This window comes from Dolichospermum sp. UHCC 0352 (genome assembly GCF_009711925.1).
GTDB lineage: Bacteria > Cyanobacteriota > Cyanobacteriia > Cyanobacteriales > Nostocaceae > Dolichospermum > Dolichospermum lemmermannii.
Genome location: NZ_VIKY01000176.1, coordinates 1 through 20,534 on the forward strand (window position 1 = coordinate 1; position 20,534 = coordinate 20,534).

Annotated in this window: 11 protein-coding genes; 6 read left to right on the plus strand and 5 right to left on the minus strand. The window is 37.8% G+C overall.

What is annotated here, in order from left to right; genetic code table 11:
• Positions 1 to 369: 369 nt before the first annotated feature.
• The 6 genes from FJR06_RS12140 (at position 370) to FJR06_RS12165 (ending at position 15,066) form a co-directional block, all read left to right on the plus strand.
• On the plus strand, positions 370 to 645 hold the full coding sequence (locus FJR06_RS12140) for a TM2 domain-containing protein (RefSeq protein WP_015080393.1): 276 nt from the start codon (positions 370 to 372) through the stop codon (positions 643 to 645).
• A gap of 431 nt (positions 646 to 1,076) precedes the next feature.
• Positions 1,077 to 3,494, plus strand: a complete 2,418-nt coding sequence (locus FJR06_RS12145; RefSeq protein ID WP_168651512.1) for a cation-translocating P-type ATPase — start codon at positions 1,077 to 1,079, stop codon at positions 3,492 to 3,494.
• 297 nt (positions 3,495 to 3,791) lie between these two features.
• A complete protein-coding gene (locus FJR06_RS12150) occupies positions 3,792 to 4,712 on the plus strand; it encodes a TIGR01777 family oxidoreductase (RefSeq protein ID WP_015080396.1) in 921 nt (306 codons plus the stop codon).
• Between the two features lie 33 nt (positions 4,713 to 4,745).
• Positions 4,746 to 5,927 carry an aldo/keto reductase gene (locus FJR06_RS12155; protein ID WP_015080397.1) on the plus strand — a complete coding sequence of 394 codons (1,182 nt, stop codon included), beginning with the start codon at positions 4,746 to 4,748 and terminating at the stop codon, positions 5,925 to 5,927.
• A gap of 410 nt (positions 5,928 to 6,337) precedes the next feature.
• Entirely contained in the window at positions 6,338 to 14,632 is an 8,295-nt protein-coding gene (locus tag FJR06_RS12160) for a DUF4114 domain-containing protein (protein WP_168651513.1), read from the plus strand.
• 239 nt (positions 14,633 to 14,871) lie between these two features.
• Positions 14,872 to 15,066 (plus strand): hypothetical protein, encoded by a 195-nt coding sequence (locus FJR06_RS12165; protein WP_015080399.1) that lies wholly within the window; start codon positions 14,872 to 14,874, stop codon positions 15,064 to 15,066.
• Positions 15,067 to 15,340: 274 nt separating this feature from the next.
• Here the strand turns inward: FJR06_RS12165 and FJR06_RS12170 are convergent, their stop codons facing one another.
• The 5 genes from FJR06_RS12170 to FJR06_RS12190 form a co-directional block, all read right to left on the minus strand.
• Positions 15,341 to 15,691, minus strand: coding sequence for an endonuclease domain-containing protein (locus FJR06_RS12170; protein ID WP_174783467.1), 351 nt, complete (start codon positions 15,689 to 15,691; stop codon positions 15,341 to 15,343).
• Between the two features lie 219 nt (positions 15,692 to 15,910).
• On the minus strand, positions 15,911 to 16,141 hold the full coding sequence (locus FJR06_RS12175; RefSeq protein WP_015080401.1) for a type II toxin-antitoxin system HicA family toxin: 231 nt from the start codon (positions 16,139 to 16,141) through the stop codon (positions 15,911 to 15,913).
• On the minus strand, positions 16,138 to 16,377 hold the full coding sequence (locus tag FJR06_RS12180) for a type II toxin-antitoxin system HicB family antitoxin (protein ID WP_015080402.1): 240 nt from the start codon (positions 16,375 to 16,377) through the stop codon (positions 16,138 to 16,140). Before FJR06_RS12180 ends, FJR06_RS12175 begins: the two co-directional genes overlap by 4 nt.
• Before the next feature lie 153 nt (positions 16,378 to 16,530).
• Positions 16,531 to 18,090 (minus strand): tetratricopeptide repeat protein, encoded by a 1,560-nt coding sequence (locus FJR06_RS12185; RefSeq protein ID WP_015080403.1) that lies wholly within the window; start codon positions 18,088 to 18,090, stop codon positions 16,531 to 16,533.
• Between the two features lie 322 nt (positions 18,091 to 18,412).
• A complete protein-coding gene (locus tag FJR06_RS12190) occupies positions 18,413 to 19,984 on the minus strand; it encodes a hypothetical protein (RefSeq protein WP_254434420.1) in 1,572 nt (523 codons plus the stop codon).
• Between the last annotated feature and the right edge of the window lie 550 nt (positions 19,985 to 20,534).

Genomic DNA, 20,534 nt, shown 5'->3' on the forward strand with positions numbered 1-20,534 from the left:
TCCAAATGCTTCGCCCGTACAGTTGTCAGTGAACAGGTCAAGATAATTCATTAGGTTGTTGGTAACTGTTTTTATTATCACTGCTAACTACTTAATTACTTCTCAAACAAAATCCTCCGGATTTGATAACAATAAATATGTAGAAAAATCTATAGTGTCGGATCTTTACTAACTTTGAGGTTAATTACTACCTGAAAATTAGCGAAGATACTGCACAATATTTTTCTGCCAAATTTGTGATGTTTTACCAGAAAATTTGATATTTTTACGATTACTTTTCAGAAAAATTTATCCACATTTAAATCTTACCAATTACCAATCACCAATTACCAATTACCAATCACCAATCATCAAGGAGTATAACTAAATATGAGTAATCTCAACCCATCATACACTACTAAACAACTGTTGGCTGGTTATGCTGGAATTATTTTTGGTGGATTTGGGCTGCATAAATTTATTCTTGGTTACACATCAGAAGGTTTTATTATGTTAGCAATTTCTGTAATTGGTGGCTCTTTTACCTACGGATTTACATTGATAGTTATGCAAATCGTTGGTTTGATTGAAGCCATGATTTATTTCAATAAACCCCATGAAGAATTTGTTAATACTTATTTTGTGAATAAGCAAGGTTGGTTTTAGAAAGTTTATTAATTAATTGAAATTGATATGCAAATTATCAAACACAACCGAACTCACTTACTCATTTTACTAATGATGAGTATGGGATATTTCAGTATCGTATCAGATTGGGAAATTAATTATTTCTGCAAAAGCCTGATTTTGATGTTACCAGTACAATTAACGGCTGTAATTTACACAGCTAAAAGCAAACTATGATTTTTGTGATTTAAATGATTTTTAGGATTTTGGTGAAAGTGGCAGATTTCGCTTAACCTCAAAAATAACATCTGAACTATGATTTTTGTGATTTTGAGGATTTTGAGGATTTTGGGGAGTTGGGGAAACTTAATATTGTTCACTTAGTCAAAGTGGCGGATTTGGCTTAACCTCAAAGTAGAGACGCTAGTTATTAAGCGCTAAACTAACAAGAACGAACCTAAAAACTGGCCATGCAACTGATCCCCAAATCTGAAATAGTTATAGAATCTGCCCCTCCCACAAAAATACTTAACTCAGAGAAAATTATTTTAGATGTTGGAGGGATGAAGTGTGCTGGATGTGTTAATGCGGTAGAAAAACAGCTTATTCAGCATCCAGGAGTTAAAAGCGTTTGTGTTAATCTCGCAACAGAAGTCGCAGTCGTAGAGGCGGAAATTGGTACTGTAGATGCAGAGGCGTTAATTCAGGGATTAACGGCTACAGGATTTCCTAGCCAATTACGGACGGCTAAAGGTGCTGGTGATAAATCTACAATCCCTAACCCAGAAGTAAGACAACGCCAAGAAATGCAGAGGATAGTTAGACAGTTAGGAATTGCTAGTTTACTACTGTTACTATCGGGAATTGGTCATTTTGGTAATATTGGATCTGTTATTTTTCCCTTTTTAAATGACATTTGGTTTCATTGTGGACTGGCTACTATCGCCATTATTATTCCTGGTAGACCAATTTTAGTGGAAGGTTGGCTAGGTTGGCGACGGGGTGCGCCGAATATGAATACCCTCATTGGTTTGGGAACTCTAACAGCCTATGTTGCCAGTTTGGTGGCGTTATTGTTTCCCCAAATGGGTTGGGAATGCTTTTTTGATGAACCGGTGATGATGTTGGGTTTTATTCTTTTGGGGAGAACTTTAGAAAAACAGGCTAGAGTCCGTGCTGCTAAAGCGTTTCGCCAATTGTTGGCTTTAGCCCCCCAAACAGCCCGGTTAATTATTAACCCAGAATCGGAAAAATTGATTGCTGGGGCTAATATTATGGAAATTCCGGCGGAACAGGTGCGTGTGGGTGAATGGTTGCAGGTGTTACCGGGGGATAAAATTCCGGTAGATGGTGAAGTGCGCTTTGGACAAACTACCATAGATGAATCCATGCTGACAGGGGAATCTGTACCCGTGATCAAGCAAGCAGGAGATACTGTGACTGGAGGCACTTTAAATCAGTCAGGAGCGATCGCTATTCAAGCTACTCGCACTGGTGATGATACAATTCTAGCCCAAATTGTGGCTTTGGTAGAAGCTGCCCAAACTCGCAAAGCCCCAGTTCAAAAATTAGCAGATACGGTGGCTGGATATTTTACTTATGGTGTCTTAACAGCGGCTGGTTTAACCTTCCTATTTTGGTATTTGTTGGGAACTCATCTTTGGCCAGATGTGACGATGACTGGTGGCATGATCATGGCTCACAATATGGGACATAATCCCCAGCATTTAATCCCCCATACCCAATATTCTGCCCTGTTAATTAGTTTAAAATTAGCGATCGCTGTCATGGTAGTTGCTTGTCCCTGTGCTTTAGGATTAGCTACCCCTACAGCCATCTTAGTGGGAACAGGTATGGGTGCAGAACGGGGATTATTAATCAAAGGTGGCGACGTTTTAGAAAAAGTCCATAAACTAGACACGGTAGTTTTTGATAAAACCGGAACTCTCACCACAGGTAAACCCACCGTAACTGATTGTCTAGTTATTACCGAATCAACTTTACCATTATCTCTCATTCAACTAGCCGCAGCCGTAGAAAGCGGTACTTATCATCCCCTGGCTACAGCCATTCAACAAGAAGCCAAACGCCAAGATTTAGCTATTCCCCATGCTGTAGAATTCCATACTGAACCAGGTATGGGCGTATCCGCTGTCGTTGAGGGAAAAAAAGTTCTTTTAGGTAACTGGGAATGGTTTAATTACCACCAAATTAATATTACTGAAACCGCAGAAAAACAGGGACAAAAACTAGCTACAGAGGGAAAAACCGTGATTGGTGTAGCTGTAGATGGAACTTTAACCGGATTAATTGCTGTTAGTGATACCCTTAGACCAGATGCAAAAACCGCAGTAGATAAACTCCGACAAATGGGTTTGCGAGTTATGCTCCTGAGTGGTGATAGATTAGAAGCAGCCAGTGCGATCGCTAAACAACTAGGAATCGCCAACACCGACATCATGGCAGGTATCCCCCCAGCCCAAAAAGCCGCCACCATTCAATCTCTTCAATGTGGGAAAATCAAAACTTATGTCGCTATGGTAGGAGATGGCATCAATGACGCTCCAGCCTTATCACAGGCAGATGTGGGCATAGCCTTACATTCAGGAACAGATGTCGCTATGGAAACGGCTGAAATTATTTTAATGCGAAATTCCCTAACCGATGTTGTCAAGGCGATTCAGCTAAGTCGGGCCACTTTTAATACCATTCGTCAGAATTTATTTTGGGCTTTTGCCTATAATACAATAGGTATTCCCCTCGCGGCTGGTGTATTATTACCTAGCTGGGGTTTTGTTCTCGGTCCTGCCAGTGCAGCGGCATTAATGGCCTTTAGCTCCGTTAGTGTTGTTACCAACTCAATTTTATTAAGGAGGTTTGCCCCATAGTTAATTATTTAGCCAATTTTTCTGTAATCTCCAAGAATTGCAAAAAAAAGATTCCCCGGTAGTGCGGGCATATTGCCCGCTACATAAGTACCTCATAACACCAGAAAGTTCTGTAAATTAAAATTTGTCCTTTATTTAATTCCCATTCCTCAGTAGGTATACTAAACACGGGTGAGATTTAAACTTTTGCCAAATGACAAAGAACCCAGATGTGTAGGGGTTTAGCAGTGCTAAACCCCTACGTTTAGAATCAAACAATCAAGCCGTTTTGAGTATAATCAACAACCAGCAATATCAATGAAAATAGCAATTAGTGGTGCAACAGGATTTGTGGGTAGTCGGTTGGTAGAAAGACTACACACGGAAGGTCATAGAATTTTGGTATTAACCCGCAATCCTACCTTTGCTCAAAAAGTATTTCCCTCCCCAGCTTTTCCTAACTTAGAAATTATTGCCTATACCCCCAGTGTATCCGGCTCTTGGCAAGATGCCATATCTGGTTGTGACGGCGTAGTTAATTTAGCCGGAGAACCCATTGCTGAGGGACGTTGGACACCAGAACGCAAGCAGGAAATTCTCAACACTCGCAAACTAGGAACACAAAAAATTGTCGAAGCTATAGCTAAAGCTAATCCTCACCCCATTGTCCTAGTCAATACTTCGGCTATTGGTTATTACGGAACCAGTGAAACTGCCAGTTTTGATGAAGATAGTGCTTCTGGTAATGACTTTCTCGCTCAAGTCTGTCAAGAGTGGGAAGCGGAAGCGAGAAAGGTAAAAGATACCAATGTGCGGTTAGTAATTTTACGCTTTGGGATTGTTTTGGGTAATGGTGGCGCTTTAGGGAAAATGATTACCCCCTTTAAACTCTTTGCTGGTGGACCTATTGGCAGTGGTCAGCAGTGGTTTTCGTGGATTCACTTAGATGATATTGTCAGTTTAATTATCCAAGCTTTAACTAAACCAACAATGGAGGGAGTATATAATGCCACTGCTCCTCAACCAGTTCGCATGAATGATTTAAGTACCACAATGGGTAACGTCATGAATCGTCCCTCTTGGTTGCCTGTGCCGGGATTCGCTATAGAAGCTATATTAGGAGACGGGGCTAAGGTGGTTTTGGAAGGACAACAGGTTTTACCCAAACGCACTTTAGAGTCAGGTTTTGAATATCAATATCCGAATTTGCAATCAGCACTAACACAAATTCTTACCTAATTCTTAGTTAATAGATAGTTAAAAAATTCACAAATGCTATACAAACGTTTTGGCCGGACAGAAATACAAATGCCTGTGTTTTCCTGCGGAGGAATGCGATATCAATATAAATGGCAAGATGTCACACCAGAGGAAATTCCCGTAGATAATCAGGAAAATTTAGAGGCTGTAATTCGTCGTTCTGTAGAATTGGGAATTAATCATATTGAAACTGCACGCGGTTATGGAACATCGGAAATGCAGTTAGGAAAAATCCTCCCCCAATTTCCCCGTGAGAAATTAATAGTCCAAACTAAACTTTCTCCTGTTGCAGACCCTCAAGAATTTCGCAAAACCTTTGAAAAATCTTTGGCTTATCTTCAGTTAGATTATGTTGATTTGTTTAGTTTACATGGCATTAATAATGCAGAAACTTGGAATGATAGTATTTGTGAAGGTGGTTGTTTAGAAGTAGCAAAACAGTTACAGTCTGAAGGTAAGATCAGATTTATTGGCTTTTCTACTCATGCTCCCACAGAGATAATTTTGCAAGCAATTAATAGTAATCAATTTGATTATGTGAATTTGCATTGGTACTATATTAATCGCCAGAACTGGGCTGCTATTGAAGCTGCAACTAAATTAGATATGGGTGTATTTATTATTAGCCCTTCTAATAAAGGTGGGTTATTATATCAACCTCCCAAAAAGTTAGTGGATTTGTGTGCGCCTTTAAGTCCAATGGTGTTTAATGATTTATTTTGTTTGAGTCATCCTCAAGTGCATACTTTGAGTATAGGTGCAGCCAAACCAACTGATTTTGATGAGCATTTAAAGACTTTGGAATTATTAGATAATGCGGCAGAAATTCTACCACCAATTATTTCCAGATTGGAATCAGAAGCAATCAATATTTTAGGAGAAGATTGGGTAAAAACCTGGGAAACTAATTTACCAACTTGGGAAGAAACACCAGGGGAAGTAAATATGCGGGTGATTTTGTGGTTGTTAAATATGGCTTTGGCTTATGATATGATTGACTATGGCAAAATGCGTTATAATCTCTTAGGACAAGCTGATCATTGGTTTCCTGGTAATCGGGCTGATAAGTTAGATGAATTAGATTTACGAGAATGTCTTATTAATAGTCCCCAAGCTGAAAAAATTCCCCAAATGTTGGCGAAAGCCCACAATATTTTAGGAAGTGCAGAGATAAAGCGTTTGTCTCAGAGTTGAAAACTGCAAAACCTAGTATATTTGATCATATACTAGGTTCTCACATATATTTATTCTTCGACTAAAGACTATGAGCAAGAATTACAAGCAGGCTTTTAAACACATATTTCTTCAAAGTATCCAATGAATTCAAAATATTTTATCGTAAAATGGGTAGTGCAATAGCGAAGCGCTCCGTAGGAATCGCCTATTTACGAAATGTTGCTAGGTAAAAAAACAAACTGTTGCTCAAGTTTTAAAATATCGTTGCGCTATCTAAATGACTACTCTCTTTTGAGTATTTATGCTTATTGCACAATTGATATGCTTTGTGTAATAATAACTATACTCAAAATAGCTTAATAATCTGATTCTATAGGTAAGAGTTTAGCAGTGTTAAACCCCTAAACATCTAGGTTTTTCGTAATCTTGTGAAAATTCAAATCTCAATAGATGGAGTCTCACCCCAACAAGCAGGTTATTTCCAAAAAGTATTAAATTCAGAAAAAAGCGAAGTTATTTTTAGCAAAGGAAGTAGTGCAGGAAACTGGAAACAACTAGATTTTAAAGCTGGAGATTATGTTGGTTTTTATTTAATTCAAAATGGTAATAGCGCAGAATATTTAAATAACCCCAATTGTATCAATATTTTCTCATCCATTACATCTGCAAATACAGACAATTTTGATCATGTTCTCAGCACCAATCTAGGTAATAATATTTATCGTTTTAATTGGGAAGACTTAACCGGAGGAGGAGATAAAGATTTTAATGATGTAGTGTTTAATGTGTTCGAGAAGGGCTTTAAAGCTGGAGAAAATAATACTCAAACAGTGCCATTAACCGTTGAATTTTTATCTAATGAAGCAGCTTATAAAAACGAAATTGGTTTTTATTATGTTGATGATATCAATGGTAATATTAATGGCATTTCTCCTGATGATGCTAATTATGCAAAAGAAGTTTTTAAACAAGATAATTATCAAGTCACTTTTGGAGAAGGTAACTATAGCGGAGTTAAAGAATATTCTCTAGAAGGAAATCAATATATTGGTTGGTATTTGATTGCTGACAATACCAGCCAAGGATTTTTACAAACTAATCCCAATAACAATCCTAATGGTGAAGCTTTAGCTTACTTTTCCTATGCTGAAGCTAACCCAGATAACTTAAATCATCTAATTCATTATTCTAGTAACCAAATGGGTTGGGAAGATATTTTTGATGGTGGAGATAAAGATTTTAATGACTTAGTGTTCCGCTTTGAGTTAGGAAATCCCATTAGTGAGCATAATGATGAAAATCAAGCTCCTAGAGAATTAAAGTTAACGCCAAGTAGTAAACAAGAAAATGTTAATCATAATACCGTTATTGGAGTATTTAATACTATTGATCCTGATCTAGAAAACATTTTTACCTATAACCTAATTTCTGGAGAGGGAGATAGTGATAATATTGCTTTTACGATTACTGGAAATGAACTTAAAATTAAAGATTCCCCTAATTTTGAAGATAAACCGAACTACAGAATTCGTGTTAGGACTACTGATGTAAAGGGATTAAGCTATGAACAATCATTGATTGTCGATATTATTAACGTTAATGAAACATTGACTGATATTGCCTTAGATAATGACATTGTTGAGGAGAATATTTCTGGTGCAGCGATCGCCACAATCTCAATAACTGACCCAGATACGGTAGCTACCTTCCGCAACAATACCGTTACTGTCAGCAACAATCGCTTTGAAGTCATCAACAATAACGGCATTCTCCAATTAAAGCTTAAAGGTGGTCAAAGCCTTGATTATGAAACCGAACCGACAATTGCGATCGCCCTTACTGCCACTGATAATAGTAATAGCTCTCTGACTTACAGTGAGAACTTCACCATCAACGTCATTGATGTTGATGAAAACATTGAAACTCCAACCATTAGCGCAGCGCTCACCAACGATACGGGAGTAAGTAACAGCGATCGCCTGACTCTCGACCCCACTGTTAACGGACAGACACAGGGGGCTACTTCTCTGCAAGGGAATCTCAACGGCAATGGCTTTGTTGATATTAGCAGTGCGCTGAATGAAGACGGCAGTTTTACTATCTCTTTTGAGCAATATGATGTTTTAAGTAATGATACCTTGCCCAATGGAATTTATCTCCTTGAGTTAAAAGCAAAAAATAGCTCTGGTCAAGAATCCGAGATAGTTACGGTCAGCTTTACCCTTGACTGGATTGCTCCGCCTCTGAGCTTTGAATTAGCTTCCGAAAGCGATACTGGAGAGAAGGGGGATAACGTTACCACTGCCTATAAAGTTAATCTCATCGGCCAGACAGATCCGGGTCTGGAAGTAATGTTGGTTGAGACTCAGCAGAAAGCAGTCGCTGATGACACGGGAGCATTTAGGTTTAATGATGTTGCCCTGCCCTCTGCCGGAAAAGCTCCCTACTCGTTGATGGTGTCAGATGCGGCGGGAAATCAGGGACAAACGCGCCAGTTTTTGACAAGGGAAGGAATCAACGGCGCACCGGAAATTACCAGCACTCCTGAAATAGTCTTCGATACCACCCAGCAAACAACGTACACTTATCAAATCGCAGCAATTGACCCTGATAACGATGCACTTACTTATACTCTTCTCAATGCCCTACAAGAAGTAGAAATTGACGAAGATGGATTATTGAGCTTCACGCCATCAGGAGTTTTGAAACCATTTTATAACTTTAATCTCGAAGTCAGCGACGGTCGCGGTGGAAAGGATACTCAAACCTTTACCGTTGATGTTATGAATGAGAATCTAGGAACTATCAGAGGTACAAAGTGGGAAGATTTGAATAAAAATGGATTGCGAGATTTAGCGATATTTTCCAATTTTGACGACATATCAAGATTAAGCCTAAAAGGTGACACCACTATTGTTGAGTCTGACTTAAGCGGAGAAACTGCCTTAAGATTAACGAGAAATAGAGGTTTTCGTGTTGACACTTCTGGTAATGCTCTACTCCAAAATCCTTTTGATCTTGTAGATGAAGATGGAAATATTTTATCATTTTCAACCAAGTTTGAATTTGCCATCACCTCTAGTATGGGCATATCTGATGAAGATGGAGTAGGTGCTGATGGTATTACATTTATTATTTCTCCCACGGATACTTTAGGTAGTTACGGAGGAGGACTAGGCTATGGCGGCTTACTCAATAGCATTGCGATCGAATTAGATACTTTTAATAATAATCCCTTTGGAATCAGTGATGTTAGTGGAAATCATATCGGTATTGATCTGAATGGAGATTTGAACTCCATAGCACAAACTAATATTGACGGTCGTTTCAATGATGGAGAAATTTGGACTGTTTGGATTGATTATGATGGCAAATCACAAACTTTAGAGGCTAGGGTAGCTCAAGGAGATACACGTCCTCAAGAAGTATCTGTCTCCACAATAGTTAATATTCCCGAAGTTTTAGATCAAGAAAATTTCTTTGTTGGTTTTGGTTCGGGTATTGCTGCTGGTTGGGGAAATCATGACATTTTATCTTGGGAGTTCGGTCTTAATGAACCAGGACTAGCAGGAGTTAGTGTTTATTTAGACAGCAATAATAATGGCAAGCTTGACCCAGATGAACCTGTTAAATTAACGGCAGAAGATGACCTCAGCACTCTTGATATTGATGAAACAGGGAAATATGAATTTAATAACCTTTTGTCTGGTAATTACACTGTTCGGGAAATAATTCCACCTGATTTTAAGCAAACTTTTCCAACTGGCAGTATTTCTGGACCTGACTTCTATACTGTTGAATTAGATGTAGGAGGAATTGTCGAGAATATTAATTTTGGCAATGTAAGATCCACTTCAGAAAATCGCTCTCCACTGATTATTTCTGAACCTGTTACTCTTACTGTTCCTGATGTTCCTTATCGTTATCAGATAAGAGCTACTGATGCTAACGGAGATACTCTAACTTACACCTTAAAAAATCCTCCAGATGGCATGGCAATTGATGAAAATGGACTAATTACTTGGAATCCAAATGCCATTGGCAATAATGCCGTAGCGATTGAAGTTAGCGATGGTAAAGGTGGAGTAGCTACGCAAAACTATAGTCTTAACGTTATTGAAGTTACGGTTGATACCGAAGTTCCTCAAGTCTATCTGGGATTTAGCAGTAATGTTTTTGAGCGGGGCGAAACTATTAACTTACAAATTCAAGGTTTTGATAATGTTGGTTTGGCTGATTTAGACCTTTCCTTTGACGGTAATTCCTTAACTTTAGATCCAGATTACGCCATTGTCGGTGGAATCAGTACAGCTTCTGTGCAGCTTACTCAACCGGGAATCTTTACAGTAGTGGCAACGGCCACAGACTTGGCTGGCAATAAGGATACGGAAACCCTTTCTGTACGGGTACTCGATCCCAATGACACCTCAGCACCGATCGCCAAGCTTGATTTAAGTGGTTTTGACCCATTGAATCTGGTTATTCGTCAAAAGACAGAAGTTAAAGGTAAGATTAACGATCAGAATTTAGAATTTTATCGAGTTGAACTTGCTCCTGTTAGCTTAATCGATCTCAGTAATCCCGCCGCTAAAGATCCTGATTACATCACGATTGCAGAAGGAACAGGCAATATTGATGGGATATTAGCAAGCATTGATCCTGCTCTTTATCGTAACGATAATTACTTTGTCAGAATCTATGCTCAAGATATTAATGGGAATATCACAGTCGAAGGGTTCGGAGTCGGCATTGACTCTCAAACGAAACCCGGAGAGTTCAGCCTCGACTATACCGATCTATCCATTCCCTTAACCGGAATTCCCATTGAAGTGACTCGTCGTTATAGCAGTCTCGATGCTAATTTCCAAGGTGACTTTGGTTATGGTTGGGAACTCGGCTTACAAGATGCCCAAATTGTGGAATCAGCACCCACAGGAGTTGATCTTAATTTTGATGATTTCTTTGGCGGCAATTCCTTTACGGAAGGAACGCGGGTAACACTGACCACACCTGATGGACGGCGTGTGGGCTTTACCTTTACCCCTGAAGTGTTTAGTGCCAGTGCTGGAATTTTCTTGGGACCAGACTATTATGCTTGGCAACCGAAATTTACCCCAGATCCAGGCGTTTATGAAACTTTGGAAGTTCCTTATGTACCGATTATGCGCCTGAAGGATGGCTCTTTTGGCATATATTTGTTTGGTTTGACCTACAATCCCAGTGATTACATCCTGACGACCAAAGATGGGACAAAGTACACTTATGACCAATATGAAGGATTAGAGACTATAGTAGACCGCAACGCCAACAAACTGACCTACACCGACAACGGCATTACCAGTTCTACGGGAGCAAAAATTGACTTTATCCGCGATACTCAGGGGCGGATTACGGAAATCATTGACCCCGATGGCAAATCCTTGAAATACAGCTATGACACAAATGGCAATCTCATCGAGTTTGGCGATCGCACTAATAACGAAACTACTTTCAAGTATCAAGCTCAACGCGACCACTACCTCACTAAAGTCATCGATCCGTTAAACAGAACTAGCGTTCGCACGGAATACGATGAAAATGGACAAATTAGCAAGATTATTGACGCTAATGGCAATGAATTAGAAATTAACTTTGATGCTGCTGCTTCTAGTCAAACTATCAAAGATCCTTTCGGTAATAACATTACTCGAATTTTTGATAAACAAGGTAATGTGATTCAAGAAGTTGACCAATTGGGAGGTATTACTTTAAGAACATACAACGCTAATAATAACCTTTTGAGTGAAACAGATCCAGAAGGTAATACCACCAGTTACACCTATGATAATCGGGGTAATAAGCTTATAGAAACTGATGGAGAAGGTAACACTAAAACCTATACCTACAATGCTAAAAACGACATCCTTACAGAAACCGATGCTTTAGGCAATAAAACCACTTACACTTATGATGTTAGTGGCAATCTCACTCAACGAGAAGATGCAGAAGGTAATGTCACTACCTATAACTATGGTGCAAATGGATTATTAACAAAAGTCATTGATGCTAATAATAAAACCAGCACTTTTAGTTATGATAATTTTGGCAATCTCACTGAATTAATCGATCCTACTGGTGCAAAAACTACCTTTACTTATGATAATAATGGACGGGTTAAAAGTGTCACCGATGCTTTAGGAGCAATTACCAATTACATCTATGATGCACAAGGGCGGTTAATTGAAAAAGCTGATCCTGAAGGTAGTAGCTGTGGTTGTGCAAGAGGTATTACCAAAACAGAATACAACGCCGCAGGAGAAAAAATTGCGGAAATTGACGCATTGGGAAGACGGACAGAATACCGTTATAATGAGCGCGGTTTATTAATTGAAACTATCCTTCCTGATAGCACTCCAGATATTCTAACCGATAATCCTCACACCAAAAATGAATATGATGCTTTAGATCGGTTAACGATTTTTACTGATGAATTAGGGCGTAAAACCTACTATGTCTATGACAAATTAGGACGACAAATTGAGGTTATTTATCCTGATAGTACCCCTAATGATTTAAACGATAATCCTCGCACTAAGAAAGAATACGATAAAGCCGGATTAGTGATTGCGGAAATTGACGAATTAGGCAATCGGACTGAATTAAAATATGATAATGCTGAACGCCTAATTAGCCGGACTAATGCCCTAAATGAAGTCACCACCTATACTTATGATGCAGACGGGCGACAAATTTCCATGACTGACGCTTTAGGGCGTAAAACTATTTACGGTTATGATGATTTAGATCGTTTAAATTCTACAAATTACGCTAATAATACGGCAATGACCACCAGTTATGATGGGTTAGGACGAGTCATTGCAGAAACCGATTTAGCAGGAAATACCACTAATTATGAATATGACGCACTAGGAAGATTGACGACGGTAATTGATGCTTTAAATCAACGCACGGAATATAAATATGATGCGGTGGGTAATTTAATTGAACAAAAAGACGCAAATGGAAATATCACTAAGTTTGAATATGATAGTTTACGCCGTCTTCAAGCCACAATTTTACCGGAAGGACAAGAAAATGAGACAATTCATAATAAGATTGGCAATTTAATTGAGGTGACAGATTTTAACGGTGTTGTTACTACTTATAAATACAATGAGCGTAATTGGTTGATTGAAAAATCTTTCTCTGATGGTACACCAACAGAAACTTTTACCTATACTCTTACAGGAGAATTAGTCACTGTTACCGATAATCGAGGAGTGACAAGTTATGTTTATGATGAGCGTGATAGGTTAATTTCTCGGACTGAACCTGATAGCCGTAAGATTCAATATACCTATGATAATGCAGGAAATATCCTTACTTTAATCGTTCCCTCCAGCACAACTACTTACACCTACGATAAAATCAACCGCATTGATACAGTCAAAGACGCTGATAATGGGGTGACTGACTATGATTATGATGCTGTAGGTAATTTGATTAAAACTAAGTTTGGGAATGGTGTGATTGAAAATCAACAATATGACCTTTTAAACCGTTTAACTTACCTGGAAAATCGCAATCAAACGAATGTTATTTCTAGTTATACCTACACTTTAGATGGTATGGGTAATCGTCTAAAAGTGGAGGAAAATGACGGGCGGATTGTTGAATATAGTTATGATGATCTTTATCGTCTCACCCAAGAAAAAACCACTGATTCTGTTGTTGCTAATAAGACTATTCAATATCAATTTGATGCTGTAGGTAATCGTTTACAAAAGATAGATTCTGTTGAGGGAACAACTACCTACACTTATGATGATAATGACCGATTATTACAAGAAACCCTTGGCGGTAAGGTTACAAACTATCAATATGATAATGAAGGTAATCTCAAAGCTAAAGTTGAAAATGGCACAACTCAAGCTGAATATGAATGGAATGCTAAAGGGGAATTAACAGCAGTAGAAGTCACGGAAAATGGCGAAACGGGACGAATTGAATTTGAATATGATCATATTGGGATTCGAGTCGCTATTAATGTTGATGGTGAAGAAACTCGCTTTTTAATTGACAATAATCAACAGCAATATGCCCAAGTAATTGAGGAATATCAAGTTAATGGTGATGTTAAGACTACCTATACTCATGGTTGGGATTTGATTTCTCAAGATAATGGCAATAATCGTATTTATTATCAAGTAGATGGTTTAGGTAGCACTCGTCTATTAACAGATAATAATGGGGCTGTTGTTGTTGAATATGATTATGATGCTTATGGTAATTTAACCCGTAAAGTGGGGGATGCGGATAATAATTATCTGTTTGCTGGTGAGCAGTTTGATGATGCGGTAGATGGTTATTATTTACGTGCAAGGTATTATGATTCTGCTACGGGGCGGTTTGTTTCGACTGATCCTTTTGAGGGTTACAATAATCAGCCGATAACGTTGCATGATTATTTATATGCTGGGGTTAATCCTGTAAATGCGATCGATCCTAGTGGGGAGGTTTCTATGCTAGAATATACTATCTTAAGCACTACTATTCTGGCAAAGCAAATTGCCGCTTCATATATTTGTCCCGATTCTTCGTTTGGTACAGCAACAACTGTAGCTACTTTCTTCTTAGGACTTGCTCTTCATTATTATCAAGTATCACTTCTGCTTAGTTTAGCCATAGGTAATATTGCTGCAACTGGTGTATTGGCGATCAGTCCTCTTTGTAAGCTTTTATAAATTTTTGTGTTATCGCTGATGTTCTAATGTGATCGCTCTTGTGGATGCGTTAAGTGGCGATAATATTTGACAAAAAAACCAAATTAACAATCCACCGTAACGCACCAACTCTATCATCAATTCGGTGCGTTATGCTGTCGCTAACACACCCTACTTGTTTATTACCTAAACATCATTTTTAAAAATAATAAAAAATGTTTTTTACGAATATTTAGTATAACAATTGGAGGAGTGAAACAATGATGTGGCTGAATTCAATTATTAGCGCCCTTCCTGGAGCTTTAATTAGTGGTGCTGTTATATCATCAATATTTAATTGGCAATTAAATCAAAGACGTTTACAATTACAAACAACCTTTGAGCTTCATCGTGAATGGAATGGTGAATCACTATGCCTTGGGTTGAGTGGGATGGAGTTTAGAGGGTGTTTGTAAAGTATCGGAATTGATCTAGATCCCCCTAAATCCCCCTTAAAAAGGGGGACTTTGATTGATATATTTCCTTACTTAAAAAGGGGAATTTCTTATTTATTGTTGCCTCTTTAGAGGTTGCTTTAAAACTTTTTTCTGTGAGATATGACACCCGGAGATCCCCCTAAATCCCCCTTAAAAAGGGGGACTTTGAGGAATTTAGCCCCCCTTTGTAAGGGGGGTTGGGGGGATCTCGATTAATTCTGATACTTTTCAAACATCCTCTGAGTAAGGGGGGCTAGGGGGGATCTAATCCTTCAATAATAGTGACAACACCAGCTAAATTATCCAAAACATCATGATTATTAAACCTAATCACTTTTAAACCGTAACCTTGTAATATTTCCGTTCTTTGGCGATCATATTCCTGAGCATTTTCTGTGTAGTGACTATCACCATCTACCTCAATGACTAACTTTAATTGAGGACAGTAAAAATCCACAATAAAGTTATCAATGGGGCGTTGACGATGAACCCTATATTTGAAGTCCCGTAAATAGTCATACCACAGCTTTTTCTCCGCCAAAGTCATATTTTTTCTTAATTCCTTGGCTCTTGGTACAAGGTTTTTGTTGTATGGTAAATACATTTTGATCCCCCCAACCCCCCTTAACAAGGGGGGCTTTTTAGGTTTTATTTTAACCTATAGTCTGTGCGATCGCACTCTTGTGAAATAGGCGTTCAGGTTGGTTTGGTTATTGAAATAGCGATGATGGTACTGTGAAATAGGCGATAGTGCAAGCTTTTAGGATGCGTTAATTAAATATAACCGACAATTTAAAAAAATGGAGGATTTGAGAAGTATCTCCTATCTTCCTAACAAATTGAAGAATGTTTCTTTATCAATACCAACATCTTGAATCATTCCTGTTAAAGTACCTTGTTTGATATCTTTTCCCGAATGAATAGGAATAACAACCCTACGCCCATCATTATGCTTGTAAATGACGTGACTGCCCTTTTGACGATCAAAATAAAAACCTAATTTTTCAACAACTTTAATAAACTCTTTAGCTTTGACACTTGGAAAAATACTCATACTAAAACAGTTAATGGCTTGACAATAAAATCTTCTTTAGGAATAGGTTGATTATCAGCCATGAGACTTTCAAGATATAATTCTACAGCTTCTGTGATATTGGCGATCGCTTCTTCAAAAGTATCTCCTTGAGAATGACAGCCCTTAAGAAGGGGACAAAAAGCATGATAGCCTCCATCTTCTTCCCTTTCGAGAATGACGGTGTAATTATAAACTTGTTTGCCCTGATTATTCATATACTTGTAAGTTACTCACTAATAACTATTTTATTATAAACTGTTTTGATAAATTTTAAAGTCAGATTTTAATAATTATTGACCGCAGATAAACGCAGATAAACGCAGATAAAGACGGATGATTTTATGATTCTGTACCACAAAAAATTGATATTAGAAATTTAAAATATCTAAAGATGCTTCTATTTCTAATTCTATTATTCTAGCTTGTGTATCTTTATATTCTGCTAATTTTCCTGCTTGCCAATATAAATTTGCTGCTTTATGGAAATCCTCAACTGCTCCCTGTTTATCTGCAATTTCTAATAGGGCATTTCCTCGATTATAATAAGCATTAACATAGTGAAAATTCATTTTAATTACCTGAGTATAATCGGCAATTGCTGCTGCATATTTTCCTAAATCAAAATGAGCATTACCCCGACAATAATAAGCATCAATATCATCAGGATTAATTTGAATTACCTGATTATAATCAGTAATTGCTCCTTCATAATCTCCTAATTCAACCCGATCATGTCCACGATTTTTATAACCAATAGCATCATGAGGATCAATATCAATTATTTGCTTTAATTGCTGTTGTTTATCTAATAAATATCGAGATATTTGTCTATCTTTTTGCGTGGTAGCATAATCAGGATTAAGGTTAATTGCCTGATTATAATCTTCAATTGCTCCTTGAGTATCACCAATATGAGAACGAACATCAGCACGATTTTTATAATTAATCGCAATATGAGGATTAATTCTAATTGCTTGGGTGTAAGCTTCTATGGCTATGTGATAATTACCTATTTGATAATGTACTAAACCTATTTGATTGTAAGCTTGAGGATGATTTATATTAATATTTATTGCTTGACTATAATTAGTAATTGCTGTGTGATATTCACCTAATTGATAATTAACTAAACCGAGTTTATAATAAATATCAGCATCACTATTATTAAACTGTAGAGCTTGATTGTAACTATTAATTGCCGCTGCATATTCCCCTTTTTGGAAATATTCATCACCGAGATTTAAATAAAAAATAGTTAAATCAACAGGTGTAGATTGGGGTTTAATTATTTGACTTTGAGGTAAATCAGATTTATGAGAATTTGCCGAAATTGAAAATTGTTCTAAATAGGAAAATAAACCACCACCATACAATAATTGATTAATTCCAAAGGAAATTTTCCCAGTTTTCAATTTAATCATTTGCGTGGGGAGAAATCCAGCTAAAAAAAGGTGATATGCAGATTGAGCTTCATTGACTTCTTCTTGAATCAAAATACAAACAATTACTGCATTTTTTTCCACTTCTTCTGCACTCACTGACCATCTAACTCTATCAATACTACCGTGACGAGATTTGACTTCAACGCCAATTACAGAATTAGCAGTGAGTGTAAAATCACTTTTACCATCACCACCAAAGCGTTTTTCATAATCTACTTCCGTAATAAAATCCGCTAATCTTTCTTTAACAACTTCCTCGCCTAATTTACCTTTAAGATTATTAATAAAAACGTCACGGACTGGGGAAGTGCGTTTATATTTTTCCGCCATTAACCAGCAAAATTCCCGTAATGCCTTTAATCTCTCACCAGAAATGATAGTTAATTCACTATGTTGACCTTCTATTTCACAATGAAGTAGACAACTAGATGTTAACCTTTTCAGAAAGTCAGATTGTAGCGATCGCAGGAGAGTAATCCAATCCATGTCTAATATTTCTGCGGTCTTTTTATGTAAGGGTAAAGCAAGAGCTTCATTGGTGTCAACTTAACGCAAAACCCCATGCCGAACTCAAGTTCCTTGCTAATATCGAAAGTTCTCTTTTGATGACTAAACACTAGCAAAATTTATTAGTCCGTTTTAACGGACTTGAGCTATGAGACAGGGAATTTATTCCCTGGCGGTTCTTACGTTGACACCAATAAACACTGCTAAACCCTTACAAATCTATAGAAATCCGGTTTGATTCTTCAAAAATACGTAAGGTGTGTTAACGATAACGTAACGCACCAGATCCTTGATCATGGTGCTAAGGATTTTTTCTTTCTTCCTTGATTTGGCGTAAGGTTTGGATAAGTTTTTGATTAGATTCAGTAGATACAGCCGGCGAATTACTACTGGATTTTTCAGAAGTGACAGAATTAGAAGTATTTACTGATGGAGTTTCGGGACGATTTTTAGTATTTTCAGATTCAGGTAATTTTTGAGAATTTGGTGTTAGTGAAGGTTTGATTTGCACTTCAGGTAATTTTTGAGAATTTGGTGTTAGTGAAGGTTTGATTTGCACTTCAGGTAATTTTTGAGAATTTGGTGTTAGTGAAGGTTTGATTTGCACTTCAGGTAATTTTTGAGAATTTGGTGTTAGTGAAGGTTTGATTTGCACTTCAGGTAATTTTTGAGAATTTGGTGTTAGTGAAGGTTTGATTTGCACTTCAGGTAATTTTTGAGAATTTGAAGTGGCTGTTGGTTGAATCTTAGAACTTACTCCCGTAGAATTGGGATTATTTTGGAACTTGAGTTGGAAAGGATAAGAGCTAATTAACTGCTTATCAGCTTGAGGTGGATTAGCACTGAAAAATTCCCTAGCCTTAGATTGTAACTTAGGCGATTCTGTTCCTGCTTGGAATTTAATATCTAAAACCTTACCATCTGGATCTACAACTAATCTACCCACAACTGTCCCTTCCATCTCCGGTGTATCTGTAGAGATGGTTTCACGAATTACCCCTTTCTCTTTAACATTGGGATATTCTTGACGAATATTTTGTCTAAGAGTATTGTAGGAGTTCAGTTTAGCCAGTAATTGTTCAGTTTTTTTACCTTTTGATTCAGATTCATTTGTGATGATTTCTGGCGATTGTCCCCTAGAATTATCTGTTAAAGCTAATTTTTCCCCACCTTGAGGAATCTTAACAGCATTATTTCCTGAGGCCACTGTTTGTGGTGGTGAAATACCTGCTGTTGTTGTACTGCCAATATCAATAGCTTCAGCAGACGGATTATTCAGTGGTTCTCCAGGTATTTCATTACTTTGTCGCAGTTCTGGTAACCGATTAATACCGAGAGATCCGGTTTCTTTCATTCTCTGATCTAGATTATTGACAAAAGGAGAAGTCGAGGAAGTCGAGGGAGTATATGTACTTCTTGGTAATCTAGACATTGCTATCTGTAAATCATTGCGAGTCAATCTTTCAATAGATTGCTTGCTAGGCAGATAAGAAAGGTTCAAGTTAGTTGGCGAACTCGGAATAGCTGGTAATACCGACTGACTAGATAATTCCGGTTGTAAAGCGGGATAGTTAGTTAATAGACTGCTTGAATTAGCACCTGGTAGTTGTTGCTGTAGCGGTAATTGGGGTTGCTGTAAAGCTACTGGGGATGTACTAGGGGGTTGTGGTAATCGGCTTTGATCAGCGGTACTCAGTTCCATCAATCCCACTGCTTTGGGTGAGTCAGTTTTAGAAGATTGACCAGAGTTAACTGGCATTAATGGCACAATTAAGGCAATAGCGCCGTGGATACCAAGGGAAGCTATAGCGGCTATTCCCGTTGGTTGGCTGAATATTTCTGGTATGTTTTTTAGGAGAGATACGTAAGACATACTGTTATGGTTGATTCTGATCAGTTAAACTTGAATAGAAATTTTATCAACAAAGAATTCAGGGGTTATCTTCATAATACCTGCGCCATTTTTGCTTTGTTGGGTTAAGCAACAACCCAACCTACGAATCAAGGCTTTTTTCAATTTGGCGAAGGTATTGCTCAATAATGAAGTTAATATCCCACAGTATCATCTACTTAGGGAAGGGAAATAATAATACTCAAGGTAAAACTGATTAACTCCTGAAATTTGTGTCTTCTCAATTATTTTTGATCTTTTAGGCTATTTTGTCATAAGAATACCCGGTAAGCGTGAAACTCAGCGGCTTTAGCCCTGAGAGGGAAACGACACGGGCGGTTTTAACCGCTGTGAATATTTTTTCATTACCGCCTTGGAGTTGAGAAATTCGGGGTACTTTTGTGGTGTACTTTCAACGGGACAATTACCGATTCAAATTTCCCAACTCTGTACGCATAATGTGTTGCTCCGAAGAGCCTCCCATTTCTGGGGTAATGTTAGCTGAATGCCTCCGGCACGCTTGCGCGAACGT